We start from the raw sequence: 19,849 nt of genomic DNA, 5'->3' as shown, positions 1-19,849 counted from the left end.
CACACTAAAAAATAGTTTAAATAAAACTTTATAAATTTAAAATTATTTAGTTAAATTAGTTAAAAATTCAAATGGTGTCTGAAAATTCAAAGATTTATGCACTCTTTTAAAATTATAAAAGTAATAATAATCATTTAATTTATTTTGTAAACCAGCTGCATCCAATATTTTTTCATCAAATACAAATAACTTAGTATAATTTTGATGAAATCTTTCAATTTTACCGTTTGACTGCGGAGAACGAACAGGTGTTGTTTGATGTAAAATATTTTTATCTGTTAAAAATTGAGTAAAAGTAGTTTCTTTAACAATACTTTTTTGATTATTCCGATGACTATTAATAAATTCAGAACCGTTATCAGTTCTAATTCGTGTTATTTTAATACCAAATATTTTTTTAAAATCACTGATTACTCTTTTAACATCATCAATAGTATTCTCGGTGCATAATTTATCATAAATATAACCGAATACTCCTCTCATTCTTTCATCAATAAAATCATAAACATAATACTTTTTATCAACTGGAAATTTACTTGGCATAAAATATTTAGCATCCATTTGTAATAATCCCCTAATTCTTTAACTTCATATCTTGGATGTTTTCTTTTAATTTCTTTAATTTTATTTTTTATTTTTAATAAACGCCTATCTTTTTTAAGTCAACGAAAAAATGTTTTTAAATTTTTTGGTGCTTTATTTTTTAATTCTTCACCATGAATTCCTTTTTTTAAATTATAAAACAATAATAAAACACCCCCAGCGTGTTTATCACAATATTCAAAATATAAATCACAAATATTTTCGCGAACATCATTACTATATTGATAATTAATATTATTAGGAACTGTTGATTTTAATAATAAATCTTCAAAATTATTATTTGCATATGCAAGTAAAATTTTATTTGATCAGTAATAAAAAGTTGAAAATTTATTTTTAAAATATTTTTTAATCAAGTCTTTTAATAACAACTTAGTTTTAAAAAAAATTCCTTACATAAATTAATATATGCAAATATTTTTGTTTTTATTCTTTTATAGTATTTATTTTTATAATTTTTACTTAAAAAATCTTGCAATTTTGCTTGTAAATCACCTAAATTAGAGTTATTAATAATATATTTCATTAATTCACCTCATTTTTTAAAAATAATATAGTATAGTTATATCATTTAAAATAATTTTTATAAAACTTCAAACTTTTTTAAACAATCATAACCATAATAAGTAAGTATCGTTTCTAAAACATATTTAAAAATACTTGTATATATATAATGTCAATAGAATTTGATAAAAAAGGAGTAAAATATGAAAAAATGACTTAGTATTTTAGGAGCAATCGGATTAACAGCAACAAGTACAACAACATTAATTAGTTGTAAAAAACCAAATAACAATGAAAACGGGAATAATAAACCAAAACCTACACCAGAACCAAAAAAACCACAACAACCACCAAAAGATAGTAATTGAAAGTTAATTGATAAAAAAGATTATAGTAATGAGATTAAAAATATAAATAATAAATGATATATTGGTATTTTTTCTAAAATGTGAAGTTCAGGTAAACCCATTATTCCGTATAGTATTTTTAAAGCAATTAATGATGGAGAGGATATTTCTATTTATGGTAAATTTGGTAACGGGTTTAAAACTTCAAATGATAATGTTTATTTCTTTTTGTGTTTGTAATTCAAAGACATTATATTCGATTTTTTGTTCTTCCATTTTCTTATATTTTAAACCATATTTATCTTTTAAAACATCTTCAAAAACAATATCCTTCATTTTGATTAATATTATAATCATTTGAAACTGAAAAATCATAGTTAAATACATCTCCATAATTTGTGTTATAAAACCGATTTTTATAGGCTGAATACATCTTAAAATTTAATAATTTATATTTATCAGAAAAATAAAAATATCGTGAATAAATTTTAAAACCATTATTTGCTAACAAACCATATTTTTTGTTATATCCTTGCGTATAAGTATTATTATCTAAATCAAACATTGTTCGTAAATAATCCTTATAAAAATTTTTAGATACAACAAACATACTATTCAATAATTCTTTAAATTTATCATAAGAAACTAAAAATTTTTTCTTTTGTTCTTCAAATTCTTTTTTCTCTGCTTCGGTTTTTAAAACTTTTTTATTATTTTCAAATTTATAAATATAATTATTATAGTCATTAAAATATTTTATTGACTTTCCATTTTCATCTAAAATAACATCTTTAAAATTTTCTAATTTTAAACCAAAAAAGTTAATCAAAACAGTATCATATTGTAAATTATCAATATAACCACTTTCAATAAAATTACTCCGATTTTGAAAAATAGGAATCAAAGCATAAGCAAAAAAAAGATTTTAAAAAGTTATTAATATCTATTTTTCCAGTCATTTTTTGATAATAAATAGTATTATAAAGATTTCATTGTCCAATAGAATAAATATTTCCTTCAAAATTAAAGATATTTTCTTTTTCTTTCATAAAAGTAAAAAAAAAACCTAATTTTTCATTTTTATGAGTAGATTCAGATACATTAAAACTGCGTGCCTTAATATGTGTTAACTCTAAACTCCCAGCAATAATATTTTTTCGTTCATCAATCGTTAAAATCATTCGATAAATTGATTTTTTAGTTAAAATAGTACCAATACTAGACTTATTCAAATTATTAATAATTTCAAAATCAAAAATTATTCTTTGTGTTCCAACAATAGGACTATCATAATCGGGATTACCCCTTGTTGAACTCTAATGTTTTCTTGAATAATAACATCTAAATAATTATTTAAAAAATCTCTAACTTTATTTTGATTATCAACACTTCAATCTGTAATTTTACCAGTATTTTTATTAAAATTTGGTAATTCAATTGGTTCACCATTTCCATCTCAACGATAAACATTATCATTTGAAGTTTTAAACCCGTTACCAAATTTACCATAAATAGAAATATCCTCTCCATCATTAATTGCTTTAAAAATATTATACGGAATAATGGGTTTACCTGAACTTCACATTTTAGGAAAAATACCAATATATCATTTATTATTTATATTTTTAATCTCATTACTATAATCTTTTTTATCAATTAACTTTCATTTTTGAAATTTTAAATTAACTGATTGTAAATCAGTTATATTTGCTTTTAATTTATTTAATACTGTCGCTAAATTGTATTTATTAGCAAACGAATAAATAAAATTCGTTAATTCTCTTAAAAATTGTTTTTTATCAACATCATAAAATTTATTAATGTTATACTGTTTAACATAACTATCTCAATTTTTATATAAATCCATAAATTTATCACTTGGTTTATCATAAGAAACACCAGTTGAATAACTATCCTTTAAAAAATCTAAGTACCATTTATCATTATAAGTTAGTGATCTTGATGTTTTTAAAGTGGGATTAATAAAATAATTGGTATCACTTCAATTTTCAAAAAAAGTACTGCGTAAAAACATCGTATTAATAAAATCAGTTTCATTAATGCCCGTTTCTACATTCCGCTTTGTTCTTGCTTTTTCTTCTGTTTGTTGTGATTGATAGTTTTGTTGTAATGTCATTGCCCCTAACGAGAAAAAAAGAAATCAATAAAATTGGTATAAACTAAAATAATACTAAAAACTTACGCATTATTTTTTACCAACTTATTTTTATGATTTTCTTTTATTAATTTGATAATTTTATTAAATAAATAACCATAAAAATAATGAATTATTAAGATATATCACAATATATCAAATCATAAACCATAAATTATATAAAAATTTATACCAGCATATTTCTCTTTTAATTCTTCAATCGTTGAAACTGTATCTAAAATACATACAAGCGTTAACGAAAAACTTATAATAAGATATAAAATTAAATCAACCCAAGAAATAAATAAACCATTTTGTTTCTTTTCTTTTTTTTATTTTCTACATTACTTTTCATAAATTTAACTCCTAACTATATAATGTTTTTGAAATAATAAAACCAATAATATATAAACTTGATATTGTTAACATTAACTGATGACTAAATAAAATCGCCATTTTATCAAAAATAGATAACAACCAAGTATCAGAATTATATAAATCCATAATAATATTTTTTGCTGATGTCAACTGATTAATAATAACTGTAATAAAACCAATTCCAAATATAGCGATTGCCGCTACCAATAAAACTAACTTAATCATATAAAACCAACTCCTTACTTATTTTTTTATTCTTTTAGTGGTATGAATTCTTTTAAAACCTAATTCTCTTGTTTTTGCTTGTCTTGCTAAACTTGATAACTGTTGTTTATTGCGACTAACTTTAAATTGTTTTCGTTCTTTAATATGTTTTTGTAAACCTTGTTTAGTACTAGAAACACCCCGAACAGTAGCACTGTATAGTTTAGAACTATTAATAACACCGCTTTTAACTATTGAACCTAAATCGTTATAATTAATTGATGTTCCGTGAATTGCATAAATAGATAATTTAATAACCATAAAAAAGATTAAAAAATAAGCAATTGTTATATTTGTCATTGGTAATTTAGTATTTCAAATCACATCAAAAACAAATAAAAAAGTATCAAAAATAAAACTAAAAATCTTATTTCAATTATCGTTATTAACGCTTTCACTTAATAAATTACTCATTTTTTATTTTTCCTTTCCCTTTTTTTTGCTTTTAAATTTTCTTTCAAAATATCAATATCAAACAATTCTAAGTGTTGTTTATTGTTTAATTTTGATATATCTTTTCAAAAGTATTCTTTTTTATTAATAACTTCATCATTTTTTAAATCACGGAAAAATGATAATCAATGACTATCATATTTATTAGCAAATTCAAGCGGAATAATTATCTTAAAAAACCGAATTCCTAATCCAACATCTGACTTATGTTTTGCTCTTTTACCTTCTGCTGTTCGTTCTAATGATTTTGTTTTTCAAATTTCATAATCAATAATATCTTGGAAAATACCAATTCGCATAACAAAACTACGATTAAAAATATTACCTAATTTTGACTTAACGGGTTTTTTCAATGAAATAGGAATAATAATACCACTTGCTAAATGACGAATATTATTTCACATCATACCTTCACGCTGTACAGTAAAAATCGATCTATTTTTAAAATGTCTTGCTAAAACAATTCACACACTTTTACCACCATGAACTTTTTTAACTTCGTGGGGACTAGTTCCATCAATATATAAAAAACTCTCATCAAACAAAATTAAACTATCATCAGGTGGGACTAATTTAGTTCTATCAGTAAAATCTAAATTATTAAAAGTTAAAAGTTTTATTGCATCATCTTCAATTGGATAATTACTATAAATTTTATTCGTTAAAAGTTTCATAACTTGTGATAGAAAAGTTAAAAGCAATGTTTTACCAGTTCCTAATTTACCAATAATTACGGATAATGGATTATCTCAAATAAAGTAAACTAAACGAAAGACATTTAACTGATAAAAAACATTTTTTCAAACTCACCAAACAAAATATACACATTGTAAAACAAATAATAATCAAAATACTAAACCAGTAAAATTTAAAAAAATTATTCAAAGTAATAAATCAATTAAACTAAACAAAACCATTGAACCAATAATATAACAAAAATTTATTAGAAAAAATACAAACTTTTTCATTATTTAAAATACCCAACTATTTTAAAAATCATTCACAATAAGAACCAAGTTAAAAACAAAATTACAATTCAAACACCAATCATCAAAGTTAAATATTCATTTTGTGTTAAATTCCACATTGTAATACTTTCAACATTTGTTTTATTTATAAATAAAAAGACATGAATAAAAAACTCTTTTAATTTTTCTCAATCATTTTGCATCTTTAAAAACTCAACATTTTCTGAATAAGTTTAAAAAACATTCCAAAAAATAAAACGATAAATAATACAAACGATATAACATATATAAAATCGGGAGCATTTGAACCAATAATATAACTTAAAAATTAAACTCAATAATTATATAAACTCATTTAATTTAAACTTTCTAAGTCATTAATTAATTCTTGGTCTTTTTCAACAGTTCAATTTGTTAAATTATTATTGTTATTTGTTTTTACTTTTTGAGGTTCAGCAGGGAATAATGCTTTTTTCATTTGTATAACCTGCATTATTAATAATATATTCAGCGGGATTTCGATAAGTATGGAATGTTTGAATTGAAAATTGTTGTTTCAAATTAGAACGTAATTTATCCATTTCAAAAATATCATAAGCTTTATTATTATATAAATAATAATTCCGTTCCGCTTGGTATGATTCCATTTTAACATTATTATTAACATAACTCATAAGATCAGCATTTGTTCTAAAAATTTGCCCATTAAATTTATAATATACATTTTCTTTTGTTTTTTGTCCAGCAATAACTGTTGATACTGCTGCAATAATTGTTTCCATTCCTAAAACACATAATGTACTAAATATGGAAACCATTTTTCTTGATTTTAGAAATTTAAAGTTCATAAATTAATCTAATTCTGTTAAAACTATTCCTAAAGTTTGATAATTATAACTATTATCATTAACAAAAGAAAATGTTAAATTAACTTTTTGAATATAGGCATAATCTCAATAAGGATAATTTTTAGGATTAAGCTTAGTTTCATATTGATATGAATCTACACTTACATTAATTTTATAATCATGATAAAACCAACCATCATTTGAACTTGCAGAACCTTGAAAATAAGTATTAAGTTTATTTTTAATTTTTTCCTTAACTAATGGAATATTATTGCTTGTATAATTAACTATATTTTCTGAAGTTAGTTCATCTACAACCTTTACATTACTTACTTTTCATCCATCAAGTCAAAGACCTAAAAATCATCCGTTTTTACTTGTAAAATAATTTACATGTTTAGTTAACCATATTTTTCTATCATACATAGCTGTTTGTGTAAAATTTAAAGTTAAATCTTCTTTACAAAAATATGTTGTCATTTGATTAGGTGATTTAAAACTTATTGAAAATTTTAACTCATATGTTTTATTTAATTCAATGCCCTCTAAATTAAATGATTCTTTTTCTGGTATTCACCCAACAAAATAATCATTAGTTTTATTGTATCTGCCATAATTCACCTCTTCGCATCACCATTATAAACAAAAAAAGTCTTTTTTAGACTTTAATTGTTTTATTAGATAACTTAATATCTTTTTTAGAAATTGGTGTTTTTGCTCTTTGAACTTTAACAATATGATTAAACTCTTCTTCACTAATAGGTTTATTTGTTTCTAATACTTGTGCTCATTCTGTATTACCAAGACCAAAAGTATTAGCAGTTTGAATTAAACCTAAATGAATAGCCTCTAATGTTTCTTGTCCTACTATTTTATTTGTAGACTGTTTAAGTTTATTTTTAGTTACTTTTTTAATTAAAAGTTCCAATCCTTTATAACCTAAAATACCCACAAAACAAGCACCAACTCCAATACCAATTAAGATTTCATAACTCATATTTTATCTTCCTTTCTTAATTTTACGACACCATCGTAACATTATTATAAAAATAATCAACAATTTAATTAAAAAGTGTTATAATTAAATTATTCTAGGGATATGATCTATGGAAACATAGATAACTTTTATAAGTTATGCCAGTAATGGCCGAAAGGAAAACAGAGAGTATTTTACTCTCTGTTTTTATTTTAAGAAAAATCAATTAAACTTTTCTGTAATTTTATTTTGTAAATCTAAATTATCTATTTTATCCTTATTATTTATTATTTTTTTGTCTTTAATTAAACTTATGTGAGTTTTTTCAAAAGAATAACATTTAATAATACTTTTTTTATTTAATAAAATATCAAATTTACTATTATTATATATAATTATTTTTATCTTCTTTAATTGTATGAATGGGCATAACTCAATAGTAATCACTGGATCTATGAAATATAACACATGGCCTATAAATAGATTTATTATTTTTTAAAATTTCAATATTTAAAGAAATTTCTTTATACATATTAATTAAAAAAATAAATCGTATATATTTTTTTCATTTATTATTATTTTTTGTAATAATTTTATTTGATTTTTAGATATATCTAAAAGTGGTATTAACAATTCAAACAATTCATGATAACAATCAAGTAAAATAATATTTTTTTCTTCAATTTCTAAATTATTATTAAATTCTAATTTATTTTGTTCTACAATTTTATTAATTTTTTCAGTTCATATAAAAAATTTATTTATATTTTTTTTACTATTATTCCAAATTTTTTCTATTATAATTGGATTTTCTTTTCAAAAATTACTTAATTCAATATTTAAAAAATCTTTAATTTTATTAATATGTAATCAATAAACTCAAACAATATCTCATTTTTTATATGCCACAAGTAACATCCTTTCTTGCAAAAGTTAAAGAATAAAAACATTATCATCTATTACTTGTAAAAAATATTATGTGTAATATAATTATAGTAAGAATGATGATCAAGATCATTCTCTTTTTTTATTTAACTATGATAATAGTATCATAATAATTTATAAAAAATTAAAATAATATGTTATGATGATGACGATAAAGGAAGAAAAATTCTACAATGAAAAAATTATTAAGTATTTTAGGTGCAATTACATTAGTAGGAACAAGCACCACAAGTTTAGTTGCTTGTAATAAACCACAATATAGCGAAGATGAATTAAAAAAAGAAAAAGAAAAACATAAAATAGATACAAAAGACCAAACTATTAAAAACAATTTAGAATGAATGGCATCACAAGAAAAACCATTTAATACTGTGGATAATAAATATTATTATGTAGTATGACGCGGTAATAAAAATGATAATTGAAAGATTACTAAATTTTTGAATGATACAAATAATGAAAAAAAAATAGATAATTATAATAAATATAGTCTTATTTTTAAACCATCACGATTTCGTTATTATACATTATTAATTAAAGAGGGAATTATTAATACAACTAATACTTGATATGCTGATAATGGTTCATATTTTAAATCAGTTTTTCGTTGAAATTTATTAGATAAAGCATCACCCGATTTAATTATTGATGATAAGGGTAATGTAAAAGTTATTAATGGAGAATAAAAAAATAGGTATAAAAACCTATTTTTTCTTTAAAGTAATATTTGTTACTGCCATAGTATTAATTTCAAAATTTGCTTCAACAGTTTCACCTAAAATTTTATAATTACCACCTTTAACATACAATTCATAATTAACACGCATTTTTAGTTTAACACCTTGACTATAAAATATAATTTGTGTTTTAAAATGATAACCTGAATAATCTCGGTTTGGATGCTATGGATAATTTTTTTCTTCTAAATTATTAAAAATAGTATATCCACTTTCATTAATATTTTTTATTTTAATAATATATCTTTCCGCTAATGATTTATTTACATAATTACCATTAGGGTGATTGCCGCTTGGTCTTCCTTATATTCTTATAAATCCATCATTTCCAAACTCAAATTCATCATAATTATCTTTAACTTGTTGTCAATCAGTTGATCCAAATGTTCCAAAATCAAATAATAAAATATCTTGTGAATATGTTCTATTATCAGGTGTAGCGGATCATCCATCTCATGTGCTTTTAGCATTTAGTTTACTATCTGCTTTGTTTAATATTAATTGTACTGGATAGAAATTAATACTTGGTGGTGGGTCTGGTAATTTAACAGGTCATTCATGTACGATATCATCATCAATATATTGATCTAAATAACTAAGTGAATAAAGAGTTAATCAATCACGCACTGAATTATTATATAAACTTGTAGTTTGTAAACTAACAAAATAACTCATAATTGAATATTGGTCATATATATTAATATCATCTGAAAACATATAAATACGACAGGCAGTTTTACCTAAATTATAAAAACCAACTGCATCAATTATATAACGACCACTACCAACAATATCAGTTAATAAATTCTTTCCTGTTTCCATTGTTGGTAATGATACACTTTCTTCATTAATTAAATAAATACTTTCTTCATCATTAAATGATTGAGGTATCATAACACTACTAATTCAAGCGTATTTTTCAATTTCTGTTTTTTGACTTTTAGATCATTTTGAAACTTGTATTTTATCAGTTAATGTAAATGCTCAACTTGTATTACTTGCACTAGCATCAATTATATCATTTACCTCATCTTGGGTATTATATCTAAAAGCATCTAACGGGATATTACCTTGATTTTTTGCTGATGGCCTAGTACTATATTCAATAATAAGTCAATAACTTTCATCATAAAATGTATAATTTGCTTTACCAATAAATAAAGGAATTCTAGTTTTAATATTTGGATATAAATTATTAGTATTATTATCAATAGTTTTTCAATAAATAGGAATACCTAAACTTATTGCATTTAAAAATTTACCAACAATAGGAATATCTCTTTGAGTTCATGCAATACTTTCTGTTATATCTACTGGCAATGAAATAATATGATTAACCATAACACTAAATAAATTTAACATGTCTTTTAATTGACCACGATTTTTACTTGAATTAATTGTGTTATATCCTATATCAACATTATATTTAAAATAACCATTTGCTCTAACATCAAAATCTTTAATAATTTTATTACTTTTATAATTTAAAGCAACATCTTTAACTGTTAAATTATTTGGGTTAGTTGCTTGGGTTAATTTTCTATCTGTATTCAAATAACTCTCATAATTCTTTTTAATTTCTTGGTTAGATTGACCTTGTTTTCTTTTTAATCAATTATCATATTGACCATTAATAGCATGAATACCATTAGTTAATAAATAAGTAGTTAATGGTTTAGATGATTTTGTTAAACTATCCGCTACTGGCATTTTTAAATCGTCAATAAATAATCTTCTTTGAGGATATACTTTTTCATTTCATTTCCCTAAATTTTCAATAGGGCGACCAAAAATAACTGGTGCAGTGAAACCATTATCACCTAATAAAGTTAATTGAATACTTTTAATACCATTATCACCAGTAAATTTTTCATTAATTTCATAATCTTTTGGAATTCCTAAATCATCTCATATTATTTTAGGAATTACATAACCTTCACTTGATGCTGAAAATTGTACGAATTGCTGAATAGTTTGCCCAGTAGTATTAATATAATCTTTAACATAACTAAAAGTAATATTTCAATATACTAATTCATTTAAATCATTATATTTTGGTTGAGTATTTGAAATAAACATTAATAAATTATCACCAACATCTTCTTTATCAGATTGTAAAGGAACTAAATAAAATCTTAAAAAATCTTCTCTTTGAAAATTATAAGTGGTTTCAATCGTAATTGTACGATCAAGATATCAAGCATTATATTCACCAAAATATTATTCACCACCTAATTTAGAAAATTCAACAGTATCATTAATATTAACAATATGACATTTATAAGCATCACCTTTAAATTTTCTTTTAATAGCAAAATTATCTAATGCTTTATTAATTTTTGGGACCGTTGCAAAGATACGGGTTGTTAGTTAAAAACAAGATATAATCTTGTTTTTTTTATGTATAGAAAATTTAATTTAAGGAGTTGAAATTATGCAAACAAAACATTATTTTATTTTGCGGTCCTTAGTAATTAAGTATGAAAAAGATAATGTTATTAATACTGTTAATAAGATAGTAACTAATAATGTAAAAGAAAATGAATAAATTATCCGCGTAATTTATTAGCGGTAATTTATTAAATATTGTTTATTTTTGAACGTAGCGAACACACGGAGCGTGTCGCGCAAACTAAATTTTTAGGAGGAATTAAATTATACCAGTATGGTTAACATGAATATTTAGTATTTTGATTTTGTTAGGTATTTTTGCGTGAATTGGTTTATCGATTTATCAAAAAGTTAGACAAATTCAAGGTAAGAAAAAAGAAAAAAAGAACTTGAAAAAAAGGAGGATAAAGAATAATGTTAGGTATGTATTTAACAACGGCTGTTAATTTTCTAGCTACAGATACTCCTATTATTTCAGGTGGAATGGATTCTATTTGAAGCGGTTTGGGACAAGCAATGATGAAAGTTAAAGATGCTGTATATGGTATTTTACCGCAGTTAACGACCTTTTTAGGTGATGCTTGAATTATTTTAATTCCATTTGGAATTTGAGTAATTATTAAAATATTAAACTTTTTCCGTGTCATGGTTAAAGGCTTTTAATATTTATTATAACTGATCCATTCATATATTTTAGCTATGGCACATAGCTTTTATGTGAGTTGATTAATTATAAACGTATAATTTTATATTTTAATAGCTATTAGTTAAAACTAAGTAGTTATTTTCAGTGTGCCTTAATTTTTAATTTTATATATTTAACAATGTTTATTACAATACATATACATCATTATATGATTCTGTTCTAGATGATATTTTTATTAATCAATCAGCAATTGATTCAGAACTAGAATTAACATTAAATGATATTATTCGGCTTATACATTTGATTTATTTTAATTATCCCAATTTTCTTATTTATTTTATCAAGAAATAATTTAATTAGAAATAAAGAAAAAATTGAAGAAACAGCTTCTGACATTGATGTTAAATTAAAACGAAGAATTGATATGTTAACAAAATTAATTGATAGCACAAAGCAATATATGAAATATGAAAAAGATACTTTAACAACAGTTGTTGAATTACGTAGTCAAGCAAATAAAAACTTAAATGTGAAGGAATTAGAGCAAGTTAATAATGCTGTTACAAGTCAAGCTGGTAAAATTAATGTATTATTAGAAAATTATCCAGATTTAAAAGCTAATAACAGTGTAATTGAATTACAAGCAGGAATTAGAGATTGTGAAGATAATATTGCCGCTGCACGACGTTTTTATAATTCAGCAGTTTGTGACTTTAATGCGAGTTTAAAAACATGCCATCACAAGATAAATTAATTTATTGTTCAATTTTTCTTGTGGTTTTTATTATTAGCAATAATTATGGGAATGCCACTTAGTTTTTTAAAAGGATTATTAGAATTAGGTATTGCGGCAAAATTATTTTAGTTTTTAGTAGTTTAGTTACTTTAAGTTTAGGGATTTGATTATTTACAAAGTATTATCAAGCAGCAAAATTACAAAAAATTATTATGCAAGAACTACCGTTTGAGAAATTTTATCAAATTGGTCTTAATGCTTTGGCAAAAAAACAATATCAAATTGCTCCTATTACTCAAAAATTTAATCTTTTTCCACGCATGGGAGTACCTAATACGAAAGATCTTAAAGAAGACTATGTTATTAATTTTTATGAAAATGATATTAATTACTCATTTGGAACATTGACACGACGCGAAGTGAATGGTTGAGGTAAAGATGAAGAAGTTACTTATATGAGATATCCATATTTGACTCTTGATGTTAAGCAAATGCCAGAATTAGTTGCTACAATTAAAGCAATGCATACATTCTTAAAAATTTTTAAAACAAGAGATAATACAACATTATAATCAACAGAATTTGAAAAAATGTTTGCTGTTAATGCAAATGACCAAATTTTAATACGAAAATTATTAACACCAAAGTAATAGTCAATTTAATTGAGTTAGCAAAAGAAGAAACAAAAATCCCAACAATGCACTTTGATGATGGGAGCTTGATAATTGTTTTTGATAATTATTTTGTTAATAGTTTTAATAACCCAAAAGGACGACTACTCGGATTATATTTTATTGGAACTTATCAAGATATTTTGACAAATTTATTGATGTTATTCATCAAGACATTGAATGATTATTGACTGTTTTGCAATGAGTTTTAGTGTATGATTTTAGGTAGTAGATTTTTGTGGTGGAATGGGTTTATTTAAAATAATTAAATTAATGGTATTAAATCCACCAATAATACTACAACTTCATAGAGCATATCCTAAGCCAACATATCACAATCGCTTAATTACAAGACTAAAAGTTGTTTTTAAAATTAGTTGGATGGAAATTAAAGTTAAAAAGAAGAAAACAATTGTAATGATTAAAACAAAAAAATAAAAATATAAACTTAAACGTAATCGATTTTTGTTGTTGTCATAATAATAAATTTTTGAAAAAATAAAGGGGTTTTTAATAATTAAATAATTAATAAATAATATAATTAAATTAACCACAAGAAAAATTGAACAATAAATTAATTTATCTTGTGATGGCATGTTTTTTAATGCTAGGAAAATAATTATAAAAATAATTGTTACAATACCTAATGCAGCAAAAAGTCATAATAAATGCCATTTAATTTTTTTAAGATAACTTCGAATAGGAATAATTTCCATTTTTGACTCCAATCATTTTATTAGTTAAATATATCTTACTATAAATTTTAATGATAATATTATTTTTTCAGTTTTTGTGGTTTAATATAATAGAAAAACTGAGGAGGACATTTATGTATAAAGTAATTAAAGTGACACCATATTTTTCAGAACGTTTATGAGGGGGGCAAAAATTAGCGGATTTTGGTTTTCAATTGCCAACAGATGACTTATATGGTGAAGCATGAGTGATTAGTGCATTAGATAATGGAATGAGTTATATTGCGAATGGTTCTGAGACGGGAGTATCATTAAAAACATTTTTTGCAAATCATCCAGAATATTTTGGAACTACTGATAAAGAATTTCCTTTATTATCCAAAATTATTACAGCAAATGATTATTTATCAGTTCAAGTTCATCCTGATGATGAATATAGCTTAAAACATAACAAAATGTTAGGTAAACCCGAATGTTGATATATCCTTGATTGCCCTATTGATGCTAAAATAATTTATGGACATTATGCTCAAACAAAAGCAGAATTAATTCAATTGGTTGAAAAAAAGGAATGAGCACAATTATTTACAGAAGTAAAAGTACAAAAAGGGGATTTTTTATATGTTCCTCCAGGTAAAGTTCATGCCATTACCCCAGGTGTAACAGTTTTTGAATTACAACGTTCATCAGATATAACATATCGTTTTTATGACTTTGATCGTGCTGATAAAGATGGAAACTTTCGTCCGCTTCATTTACAAGAATGTTTTGATGTAACAACAGTTTCTGATTCAACTAATCAAATTGTTCATTGTAATGAAGGAATTTTAATTGATAATGAATATTTTACATTACATTTGTTAACAAAAACACGAGAACTTGATTTAAATACTATAAAATGAGCACAAGTAACAGTTGTTGAAGGAAAAATAACCATCGGAACAACAGAACTTTTAGCAGGTGAATCAGCAATAATTGTGGAATTAGCACAAAAATTAACAATAAATGTTAAGGGTAAAGTATTATTAAGTTATAAAAGATAAATTTAAAAAGAGCAAAAATTTGAATTTTTGCTCTTTTTTTAACTAAAAAAATGACACCTATTAAATTTTAATTTTATAGAAAAAAATTCCATTTTATATTTAAAAATAGTAAACTATAAATGGAAGGAGGAAAAACTATATTTATAATAACATTTTTAATGAAAAACATATTATTTTAGATTCAACAGCTAAAACTAAAGAAGAAGCTTTTTTAGAACTTGCTCAATTAGCTGAAAATCTTGGATATGTTTCTGACCGCAATGAACTTGTTAAAGGTTTTGAGACCCGAGAAAAAGAATCTTCAACAGGTTTTGAAGATGGCTTTGCAATTCCTCATGCACGAATTAATGCTGTTACAAATACAGCGGTTTTATTTATTCGTTTCAAAAATGATGTTGATTGAAATGCAATGGATGGAAAACCAACGAAAGTTGCCATTGCTTTAATTATTCCTGAAGCTAAATCAGGAGAAATTCATTTAGGAATTTTAAGTGAAGTAGCACGAAAATTAATGGATGAAGATTTTAAAAAAGCAATGAAAGTTGAAACAGACAAAGCAAAAATTTCAACAGCATTATTAACTGGGATTGGAAAAGAAGAGGTTCCAACCAAAACGACTCCAACTGGTCAAAAACCGTTGCTTTTAGCAATGACAGCTTGCGCAACAGGAGTATCGCATACTTTTTTAGCTGCGGATAAGTTAAACCAAACTGCTCCTAAAATTGGGATACGACATTAAAGTTGAAACACACGGAGATGAAGCTGAAGGTGTTCGCAATGATTTTACAGAGGGAGAAATTAAAGAAGCCAAAGTAATCATTGCTGCAACGGATATTGGACTTGATATGGAAAGATTTAAAAGAAGGAAAAGTGCAACCAACTGGAGAATTTATTACTAAAGGTGCTAATGGTAGCAACCAAAAAGTTGGAGTAATAAAACACTTAATGGCTGGGGTTTCATATATGGTTCCAATTGTTATTTTAGGAGGAATTTTTATTGCTATTTCATTAGGATTAGAAAAAGCAATTTATGGTCCAAACTATGATAATTTTCATGGTTCATTAAAAGGAATGGGTTGAATTTCTGATGCTAGCGGAACAACAGCACATTGAGGAGAAATATTTTATACTGACCCATTAACTGACCCAAAAAAAATTTTTCTATTATCTTAATGTTATAGGGGTATCAGCCTTTACATTAATGATTCCAATTTTGGGAGCATTTATTGCTAATTCAATTGCTGGTCGTTCAGCAATTGCTCCAGCTTTAGTTGTTTCATTTATTCGAAATAATGCTGCTAACTTTTATCCTTTATCAGGAATTGAAGCAGTTAATACTCCAACTGGATTCGTTGGAGCAATTGTAGCCGGATTAGCGGTTGGATATACTGTTAAATGAATTAATACTTGAAATGTTCCAAAAGGATTAAAACCAGTAATGCCAATCTTCTTTATTCTAATTGTTGTCGGCTTTATCTATGGAATGATTATGATGTTTGTGATTGGCTCAACTGTTGGTTGAGTAATGGGTAAATTCCAAGATTGAATTTCACGAACATGAGGTAATACTTCAAATGCTGCTAATGTAGCAATTGGATTAGGCTTTGGACTATTGATCGGAGCAATGGCTGGTTTTGATATGGGTGGACTAATTAATAAAGTTGCATTCTTAGCATGTACAGGTTTAATTGGTTCAAAAATTTATACACCAATGGGGCAATGGCAGTTGCAATTCCAGTTGCGCCAATGGGAATAGGAATTGTAACATGAATTTTTAAACCATTCTATAATGAATAACAACGCACAATGGGTTCAACAGCATTCTTTATGGGATGTATTGGAATCTCAGAAGGAGCAATTCCATTTGCAGTTAATAATCCAAAACGTGTTATTCTAAATAACATTGTTGGTTCAGCAATTGCGGGTGCTTTAGCTGGTGCTGTAGGAATTGCTGATTTGGATGGTAATGGTGGACCAATTGTTAGATTCCTATCAGCGTTAGGTCGTGGTAATGGTGATGCTGGAGTTTATGGATGAGCTAGTGCTTGAGGATGGATATTACTAGCATTCTTATTTATGATTATTGGGGCTTTAATTACTGCGTTTATGTATGGTTTCTGACAAGTTGTAGATAAAAAACGTACTGGTGAAACAATTTCAATGAAACAATTTGTGGTAAAAAAACATACTAATAAAGTAGTTGCTAATAAAAAATCTCAAAAAGTAAAAAAAAAGAACATAATCACCGCCATATAACAAAAAAGTAATCATCAAACCCAAATTAAAAAAAGATTAATAATAAGGATTATTAATTTTTTTTATTTTTTTGTGTATAATAGAAAATATTAATATAAAAGGAGGACAAGACAATGCATTTGTTAGTAAAATCATTATTCGATGTTCTTCCATGATGAGCTGCTTTATTAATTTCAATAATAATTTTAATGCTTATAATTGGATTAGTTATTTTTTTCAAACGAAGAACTGATCAAGTTGCAAATCATAGTGAAAATAAAAAATTAAAAAGTTTATGGCAAAAAATTGGTAAGTCAAGAAAAAAACACAAAAAGCAAAAAGCAGTAAATAAGAATAAAAATAAAAATCAAGATAAAGATAACTTAAAATAAAAATCATAATTTTTATTTTTTTATATTATAATATTTCCAGGATATTTTAGATTCATTATATAAAAGGGGATACAATGATAAAAGTACAAGGCAAAAAACATCTGAAATTTTTTGCCTCAAAAAAATGATATGTGACTGCATTAGTACTAATTTTATTAGCAACATTACAAGAAATTATTATGGAATCAACAGACTTAGTTGATAATTTTTTTGCAAGTTCAATTCAAAAAATGTCCATGGTTATCAAGAACTATTTAATGAGATTAAATATATTTTTGGAGCAGATAATGTTTATCATGTAAAAGCAGTTTGAGATAGTTGGGGTTTAGGAAATTATGTTGGATATCATTATACAGCAGGACAATTAGCAATTAATGGAGTTGATGCCTCTAACCAACTTTATTTTATTATGTTTGCAATTCTAAGCGGAGTTTGTTATGGTTTTGGAGTTTTTAATGCACAATATTATGGTGCTGAAAAGTATAAAGAATTACAACAAGTAATATTATTAAAAATTTATGTTTGTTTAATCATTTGCCTTATTGTATTAATTTTATCGCAGGTTTGTGGTTATGAAATGATTAGTTTTACTACAACACCAAAATATGCTCCTCGCCCTGAGATAGTTGCACAATTAAAACCTGAGGATAAAGATTTAGCAATTCAGTGGTTTAAATATTTTGAATATAGAGCAGCGTCAATTTCAACATTAGAAGGAGCAAAGTATTTTAAAATAGTTGCTTTATCATATCCATTGTTAGCAATTAACATTGCTTTCATTACGACTTTACGTGAAACTGGTCGAGCAGGTTTGACAGTATGAATTTCAGTTATTGCTTTAAGTACGAATTGTTTTATGAATCCATTTTTAATTGAACCAAATTTTATTGCAAATTTTAATGGAATTGGTGTACAAGGAGCCGCAATTGCTACGTCAGCTTCACGTATTTTGCAACTTGTTTTCATAATAGTTTTATTTTAATATAAACGGTATAAATTTATTCCTCGAAATTGATGACACTTTGATGGTTATGTTACAAAACGAGCGTTTCAAAAAGCTTGACCAATTGTTTTAAATGAAATTTTTTGATCAGTCGGAATGGTAGTACAAGTTAAATTACGAGCATATTATAGTTTAGATGCTTTAACAGCAAATGCGATTTTTTCAACAATTATTGCTGCTTTATATACGTCGCTGTATCATGGATTTGCTGCGGGAACTTCAGTTTTAGTTGGCAGCCGGTTAGGGGCTAATAATTTAGAAGAGGCAGAATATAATGGTAAACATTTAGTTATTTTGTCTTTTCTAGTTGGAATTATTGCGGGATTAATTTTAGTTGTTGGAGGATGATTTTTACCAGAATTATTGTTTGTAAATAATACGCCAGAAACATTTAGAATTGCACATTGGATGCTTTTTGCTTATGGATTATGATATCCTTGTTTAATGATTGCTGCAACAAGTTATGCCATTATTAGAACAGGTGGTGCTGTGATAAATGCCTTTGTTTTAGATGCTTTATTCACATGATTAGTGCCAGTATCATTATTAGCAATTTTAATTTTTACTTCAAATTTAGATATTATTTATATTGTATTAATTATTCAATCAGTTGACAGTTTAAAAGCAATTTGAGCATTGATTATTTTAAAACGAAAAAAATGGGTAAAAAATTTAACAGAAATTAAGCATATTACAGAATTTGATAATAAAGTAAAAAGGATAAAAAGAAATGCGAAAGAAATGTAAAAATTTTGCATTTTTTTATTTTTTGTGTATAATATTATTTTTCATTTTAATACTAAAAAACAGTGAATGTATGATATAATTACTTTGTAATAAAATGGGTATAAAAGTGGCT

General features: G+C 24.7%; 29 protein-coding genes and 2 pseudogenes. 16 read left to right on the top strand and 15 right to left on the bottom strand.

Going from position 1 to position 19,849, the window contains the following annotated elements; genetic code table 4:
• Positions 1–42 precede the first annotated feature (42 nt).
• Both ABNT63_RS10235 and ABNT63_RS10230 read right to left on the bottom strand, forming a co-directional pair.
• Positions 43–561 (bottom strand): integrase core domain-containing protein, encoded by a 519-nt coding sequence (locus tag ABNT63_RS10235; protein WP_348735660.1) that lies wholly within the window; start codon positions 559–561, stop codon positions 43–45.
• 403 nt (positions 562–964) lie between these two features.
• A complete protein-coding gene (locus ABNT63_RS10230) occupies positions 965–1,129 on the bottom strand; it encodes a hypothetical protein (RefSeq protein ID WP_348735631.1) in 165 nt (54 codons plus the stop codon).
• Between the two features lie 181 nt (positions 1,130–1,310).
• On the opposite strand from ABNT63_RS10230, the gene ABNT63_RS10225 reads away from it, so the two are divergent.
• On the top strand, positions 1,311–1,694 hold the full coding sequence (locus ABNT63_RS10225; RefSeq protein ID WP_348737206.1) for a lipoprotein: 384 nt from the start codon (positions 1,311–1,313) through the stop codon (positions 1,692–1,694).
• Here ABNT63_RS10225 and ABNT63_RS11435 read toward each other — a convergent pair.
• The 10 genes and pseudogenes from ABNT63_RS11435 to ABNT63_RS10165 form a co-directional block, all read right to left on the bottom strand.
• Positions 1,677–3,591 (bottom strand): annotated as a pseudogene (locus ABNT63_RS11435) (spiroplasma phage ORF1-like family protein); the annotation flags it as partial. The gene ABNT63_RS10225 and the pseudogene ABNT63_RS11435 sit on opposite strands and share 18 nt — an antisense overlap.
• A 384-nt stretch (positions 3,592–3,975) precedes the next feature.
• The gene (locus ABNT63_RS10205) at positions 3,976–4,212 is read right to left on the bottom strand and encodes a hypothetical protein (RefSeq protein WP_348735657.1); all 237 of its coding nucleotides are present in this window, start codon (positions 4,210–4,212) and stop codon (positions 3,976–3,978) included.
• A gap of 18 nt (positions 4,213–4,230) precedes the next feature.
• Positions 4,231–4,665: a hypothetical protein gene (locus ABNT63_RS10200; RefSeq protein ID WP_348735656.1), complete on the bottom strand. Its 435-nt coding sequence runs from the start codon at positions 4,663–4,665 to the stop codon at positions 4,231–4,233.
• Entirely contained in the window at positions 4,650–5,672 is a 1,023-nt protein-coding gene (locus tag ABNT63_RS10195; protein WP_348735655.1) for a hypothetical protein, read from the bottom strand. Before ABNT63_RS10195 ends, ABNT63_RS10200 begins: the two co-directional genes overlap by 16 nt.
• Positions 5,672–5,875, bottom strand: coding sequence for a DUF2649 family protein (locus tag ABNT63_RS10190; RefSeq protein ID WP_348735627.1), 204 nt, complete (start codon positions 5,873–5,875; stop codon positions 5,672–5,674). The genes ABNT63_RS10195 and ABNT63_RS10190 overlap by 1 nt, the downstream gene beginning before the upstream one ends.
• Positions 5,876–6,027: 152 nt before the next feature.
• A pseudogene (locus ABNT63_RS10185) lies at positions 6,028–6,153 on the bottom strand (DUF3627 domain-containing protein); the annotation flags it as partial.
• Positions 6,101–6,520, bottom strand: coding sequence for a hypothetical protein (locus tag ABNT63_RS10180; RefSeq protein WP_348735654.1), 420 nt, complete (start codon positions 6,518–6,520; stop codon positions 6,101–6,103). The gene ABNT63_RS10180 and the pseudogene ABNT63_RS10185, both read right to left, overlap by 53 nt.
• A gap of 3 nt (positions 6,521–6,523) precedes the next feature.
• A complete protein-coding gene (locus ABNT63_RS10175; RefSeq protein ID WP_348735653.1) occupies positions 6,524–7,141 on the bottom strand; it encodes a hypothetical protein in 618 nt (205 codons plus the stop codon).
• 37 nt (positions 7,142–7,178) lie between these two features.
• A complete protein-coding gene (locus ABNT63_RS10170) occupies positions 7,179–7,517 on the bottom strand; it encodes a hypothetical protein (RefSeq protein ID WP_348735652.1) in 339 nt (112 codons plus the stop codon).
• A gap of 516 nt (positions 7,518–8,033) precedes the next feature.
• Positions 8,034–8,405: a hypothetical protein gene (locus ABNT63_RS10165; protein WP_348735651.1), complete on the bottom strand. Its 372-nt coding sequence runs from the start codon at positions 8,403–8,405 to the stop codon at positions 8,034–8,036.
• A gap of 209 nt (positions 8,406–8,614) precedes the next feature.
• Here ABNT63_RS10165 and ABNT63_RS10160 point away from each other — a divergent pair, with 209 nt between their 5' ends.
• The gene (locus tag ABNT63_RS10160) at positions 8,615–9,127 is read left to right on the top strand and encodes a lipoprotein (RefSeq protein ID WP_348735650.1); all 513 of its coding nucleotides are present in this window, start codon (positions 8,615–8,617) and stop codon (positions 9,125–9,127) included.
• 18 nt (positions 9,128–9,145) lie between these two features.
• On the opposite strand, the gene ABNT63_RS10155 is transcribed toward ABNT63_RS10160, so the two are convergent.
• The gene (locus ABNT63_RS10155; protein WP_348735649.1) at positions 9,146–9,268 is read right to left on the bottom strand and encodes a hypothetical protein; all 123 of its coding nucleotides are present in this window, start codon (positions 9,266–9,268) and stop codon (positions 9,146–9,148) included.
• Between the two features lie 213 nt (positions 9,269–9,481).
• Entirely contained in the window at positions 9,482–11,257 is a 1,776-nt protein-coding gene (locus ABNT63_RS10150) for a hypothetical protein (protein ID WP_348735648.1), read from the bottom strand.
• A gap of 611 nt (positions 11,258–11,868) precedes the next feature.
• Here ABNT63_RS10150 and ABNT63_RS10145 point away from each other — a divergent pair.
• From ABNT63_RS10145 to ABNT63_RS10130, 4 genes are all read left to right on the top strand, one after another.
• Positions 11,869–12,015: a hypothetical protein gene (locus ABNT63_RS10145; protein ID WP_348735647.1), complete on the top strand. Its 147-nt coding sequence runs from the start codon at positions 11,869–11,871 to the stop codon at positions 12,013–12,015.
• A complete protein-coding gene (locus tag ABNT63_RS10140; protein ID WP_348735646.1) occupies positions 11,984–12,232 on the top strand; it encodes a hypothetical protein in 249 nt (82 codons plus the stop codon). The genes ABNT63_RS10145 and ABNT63_RS10140 overlap by 32 nt, the downstream gene beginning before the upstream one ends.
• 260 nt (positions 12,233–12,492) lie before the next feature.
• Positions 12,493–12,969, top strand: coding sequence for a LemA family protein (locus ABNT63_RS10135; protein WP_348735645.1), 477 nt, complete (start codon positions 12,493–12,495; stop codon positions 12,967–12,969).
• A gap of 194 nt (positions 12,970–13,163) precedes the next feature.
• Positions 13,164–13,523, top strand: coding sequence for a hypothetical protein (locus ABNT63_RS10130; RefSeq protein WP_348735644.1), 360 nt, complete (start codon positions 13,164–13,166; stop codon positions 13,521–13,523).
• Positions 13,524–13,843: 320 nt separating this feature from the next.
• Here the strand turns inward: ABNT63_RS10130 and ABNT63_RS10125 are convergent, their stop codons facing one another.
• A complete protein-coding gene (locus ABNT63_RS10125; RefSeq protein WP_348735643.1) occupies positions 13,844–14,338 on the bottom strand; it encodes a hypothetical protein in 495 nt (164 codons plus the stop codon).
• Positions 14,339–14,451: 113 nt separating this feature from the next.
• Between ABNT63_RS10125 and ABNT63_RS10120 the strand changes: the two genes are divergently transcribed.
• The 10 genes from ABNT63_RS10120 (at position 14,452) to ABNT63_RS10075 (ending at position 19,737) form a co-directional block, all read left to right on the top strand.
• On the top strand, positions 14,452–15,360 hold the full coding sequence (locus ABNT63_RS10120; RefSeq protein ID WP_348735642.1) for a type I phosphomannose isomerase catalytic subunit: 909 nt from the start codon (positions 14,452–14,454) through the stop codon (positions 15,358–15,360).
• A gap of 115 nt (positions 15,361–15,475) precedes the next feature.
• Positions 15,476–16,099 (top strand): fructose PTS transporter subunit IIA, encoded by a 624-nt coding sequence (locus ABNT63_RS10115; RefSeq protein WP_348737191.1) that lies wholly within the window; start codon positions 15,476–15,478, stop codon positions 16,097–16,099.
• A complete protein-coding gene (locus tag ABNT63_RS10110) occupies positions 16,083–16,259 on the top strand; it encodes a hypothetical protein (RefSeq protein ID WP_348735641.1) in 177 nt (58 codons plus the stop codon). The genes ABNT63_RS10115 and ABNT63_RS10110 overlap by 17 nt, the downstream gene beginning before the upstream one ends.
• Positions 16,231–16,533 (top strand): hypothetical protein, encoded by a 303-nt coding sequence (locus ABNT63_RS10105; protein ID WP_348735640.1) that lies wholly within the window; start codon positions 16,231–16,233, stop codon positions 16,531–16,533. The genes ABNT63_RS10110 and ABNT63_RS10105 overlap by 29 nt, the downstream gene beginning before the upstream one ends.
• Positions 16,534–16,561: 28 nt before the next feature.
• Positions 16,562–17,116 carry a hypothetical protein gene (locus tag ABNT63_RS10100; RefSeq protein WP_348735639.1) on the top strand — a complete coding sequence of 185 codons (555 nt, stop codon included), beginning with the start codon at positions 16,562–16,564 and terminating at the stop codon, positions 17,114–17,116.
• 50 nt (positions 17,117–17,166) lie between these two features.
• Positions 17,167–17,616, top strand: a complete 450-nt coding sequence (locus ABNT63_RS10095; RefSeq protein ID WP_348735638.1) for a hypothetical protein — start codon at positions 17,167–17,169, stop codon at positions 17,614–17,616.
• 113 nt (positions 17,617–17,729) lie between these two features.
• Positions 17,730–17,987: a hypothetical protein gene (locus ABNT63_RS10090; RefSeq protein ID WP_348735637.1), complete on the top strand. Its 258-nt coding sequence runs from the start codon at positions 17,730–17,732 to the stop codon at positions 17,985–17,987.
• 74 nt (positions 17,988–18,061) lie between these two features.
• Positions 18,062–18,289, top strand: a complete 228-nt coding sequence (locus ABNT63_RS10085; RefSeq protein WP_348735636.1) for a hypothetical protein — start codon at positions 18,062–18,064, stop codon at positions 18,287–18,289.
• A 107-nt stretch (positions 18,290–18,396) separates the two neighbouring features.
• Positions 18,397–18,969 (top strand): MATE family efflux transporter, encoded by a 573-nt coding sequence (locus ABNT63_RS10080; protein WP_348735635.1) that lies wholly within the window; start codon positions 18,397–18,399, stop codon positions 18,967–18,969.
• A gap of 117 nt (positions 18,970–19,086) precedes the next feature.
• Positions 19,087–19,737 carry an MATE family efflux transporter gene (locus ABNT63_RS10075; protein WP_348735634.1) on the top strand — a complete coding sequence of 217 codons (651 nt, stop codon included), beginning with the start codon at positions 19,087–19,089 and terminating at the stop codon, positions 19,735–19,737.
• Positions 19,738–19,849: the final 112 nt, after the last annotated feature.

The sequence above is a fragment of the Spiroplasma endosymbiont of Ammophila pubescens genome (genome assembly GCF_964020965.1).
Taxonomy (GTDB): domain Bacteria; phylum Bacillota_I; class Bacilli_A; order Mycoplasmatales; family Mycoplasmataceae; genus Spiroplasma.
The sequence above is the reverse complement of the archived record's forward strand: the minus strand, read 5'-3'. Positions and strand labels throughout refer to the sequence as shown.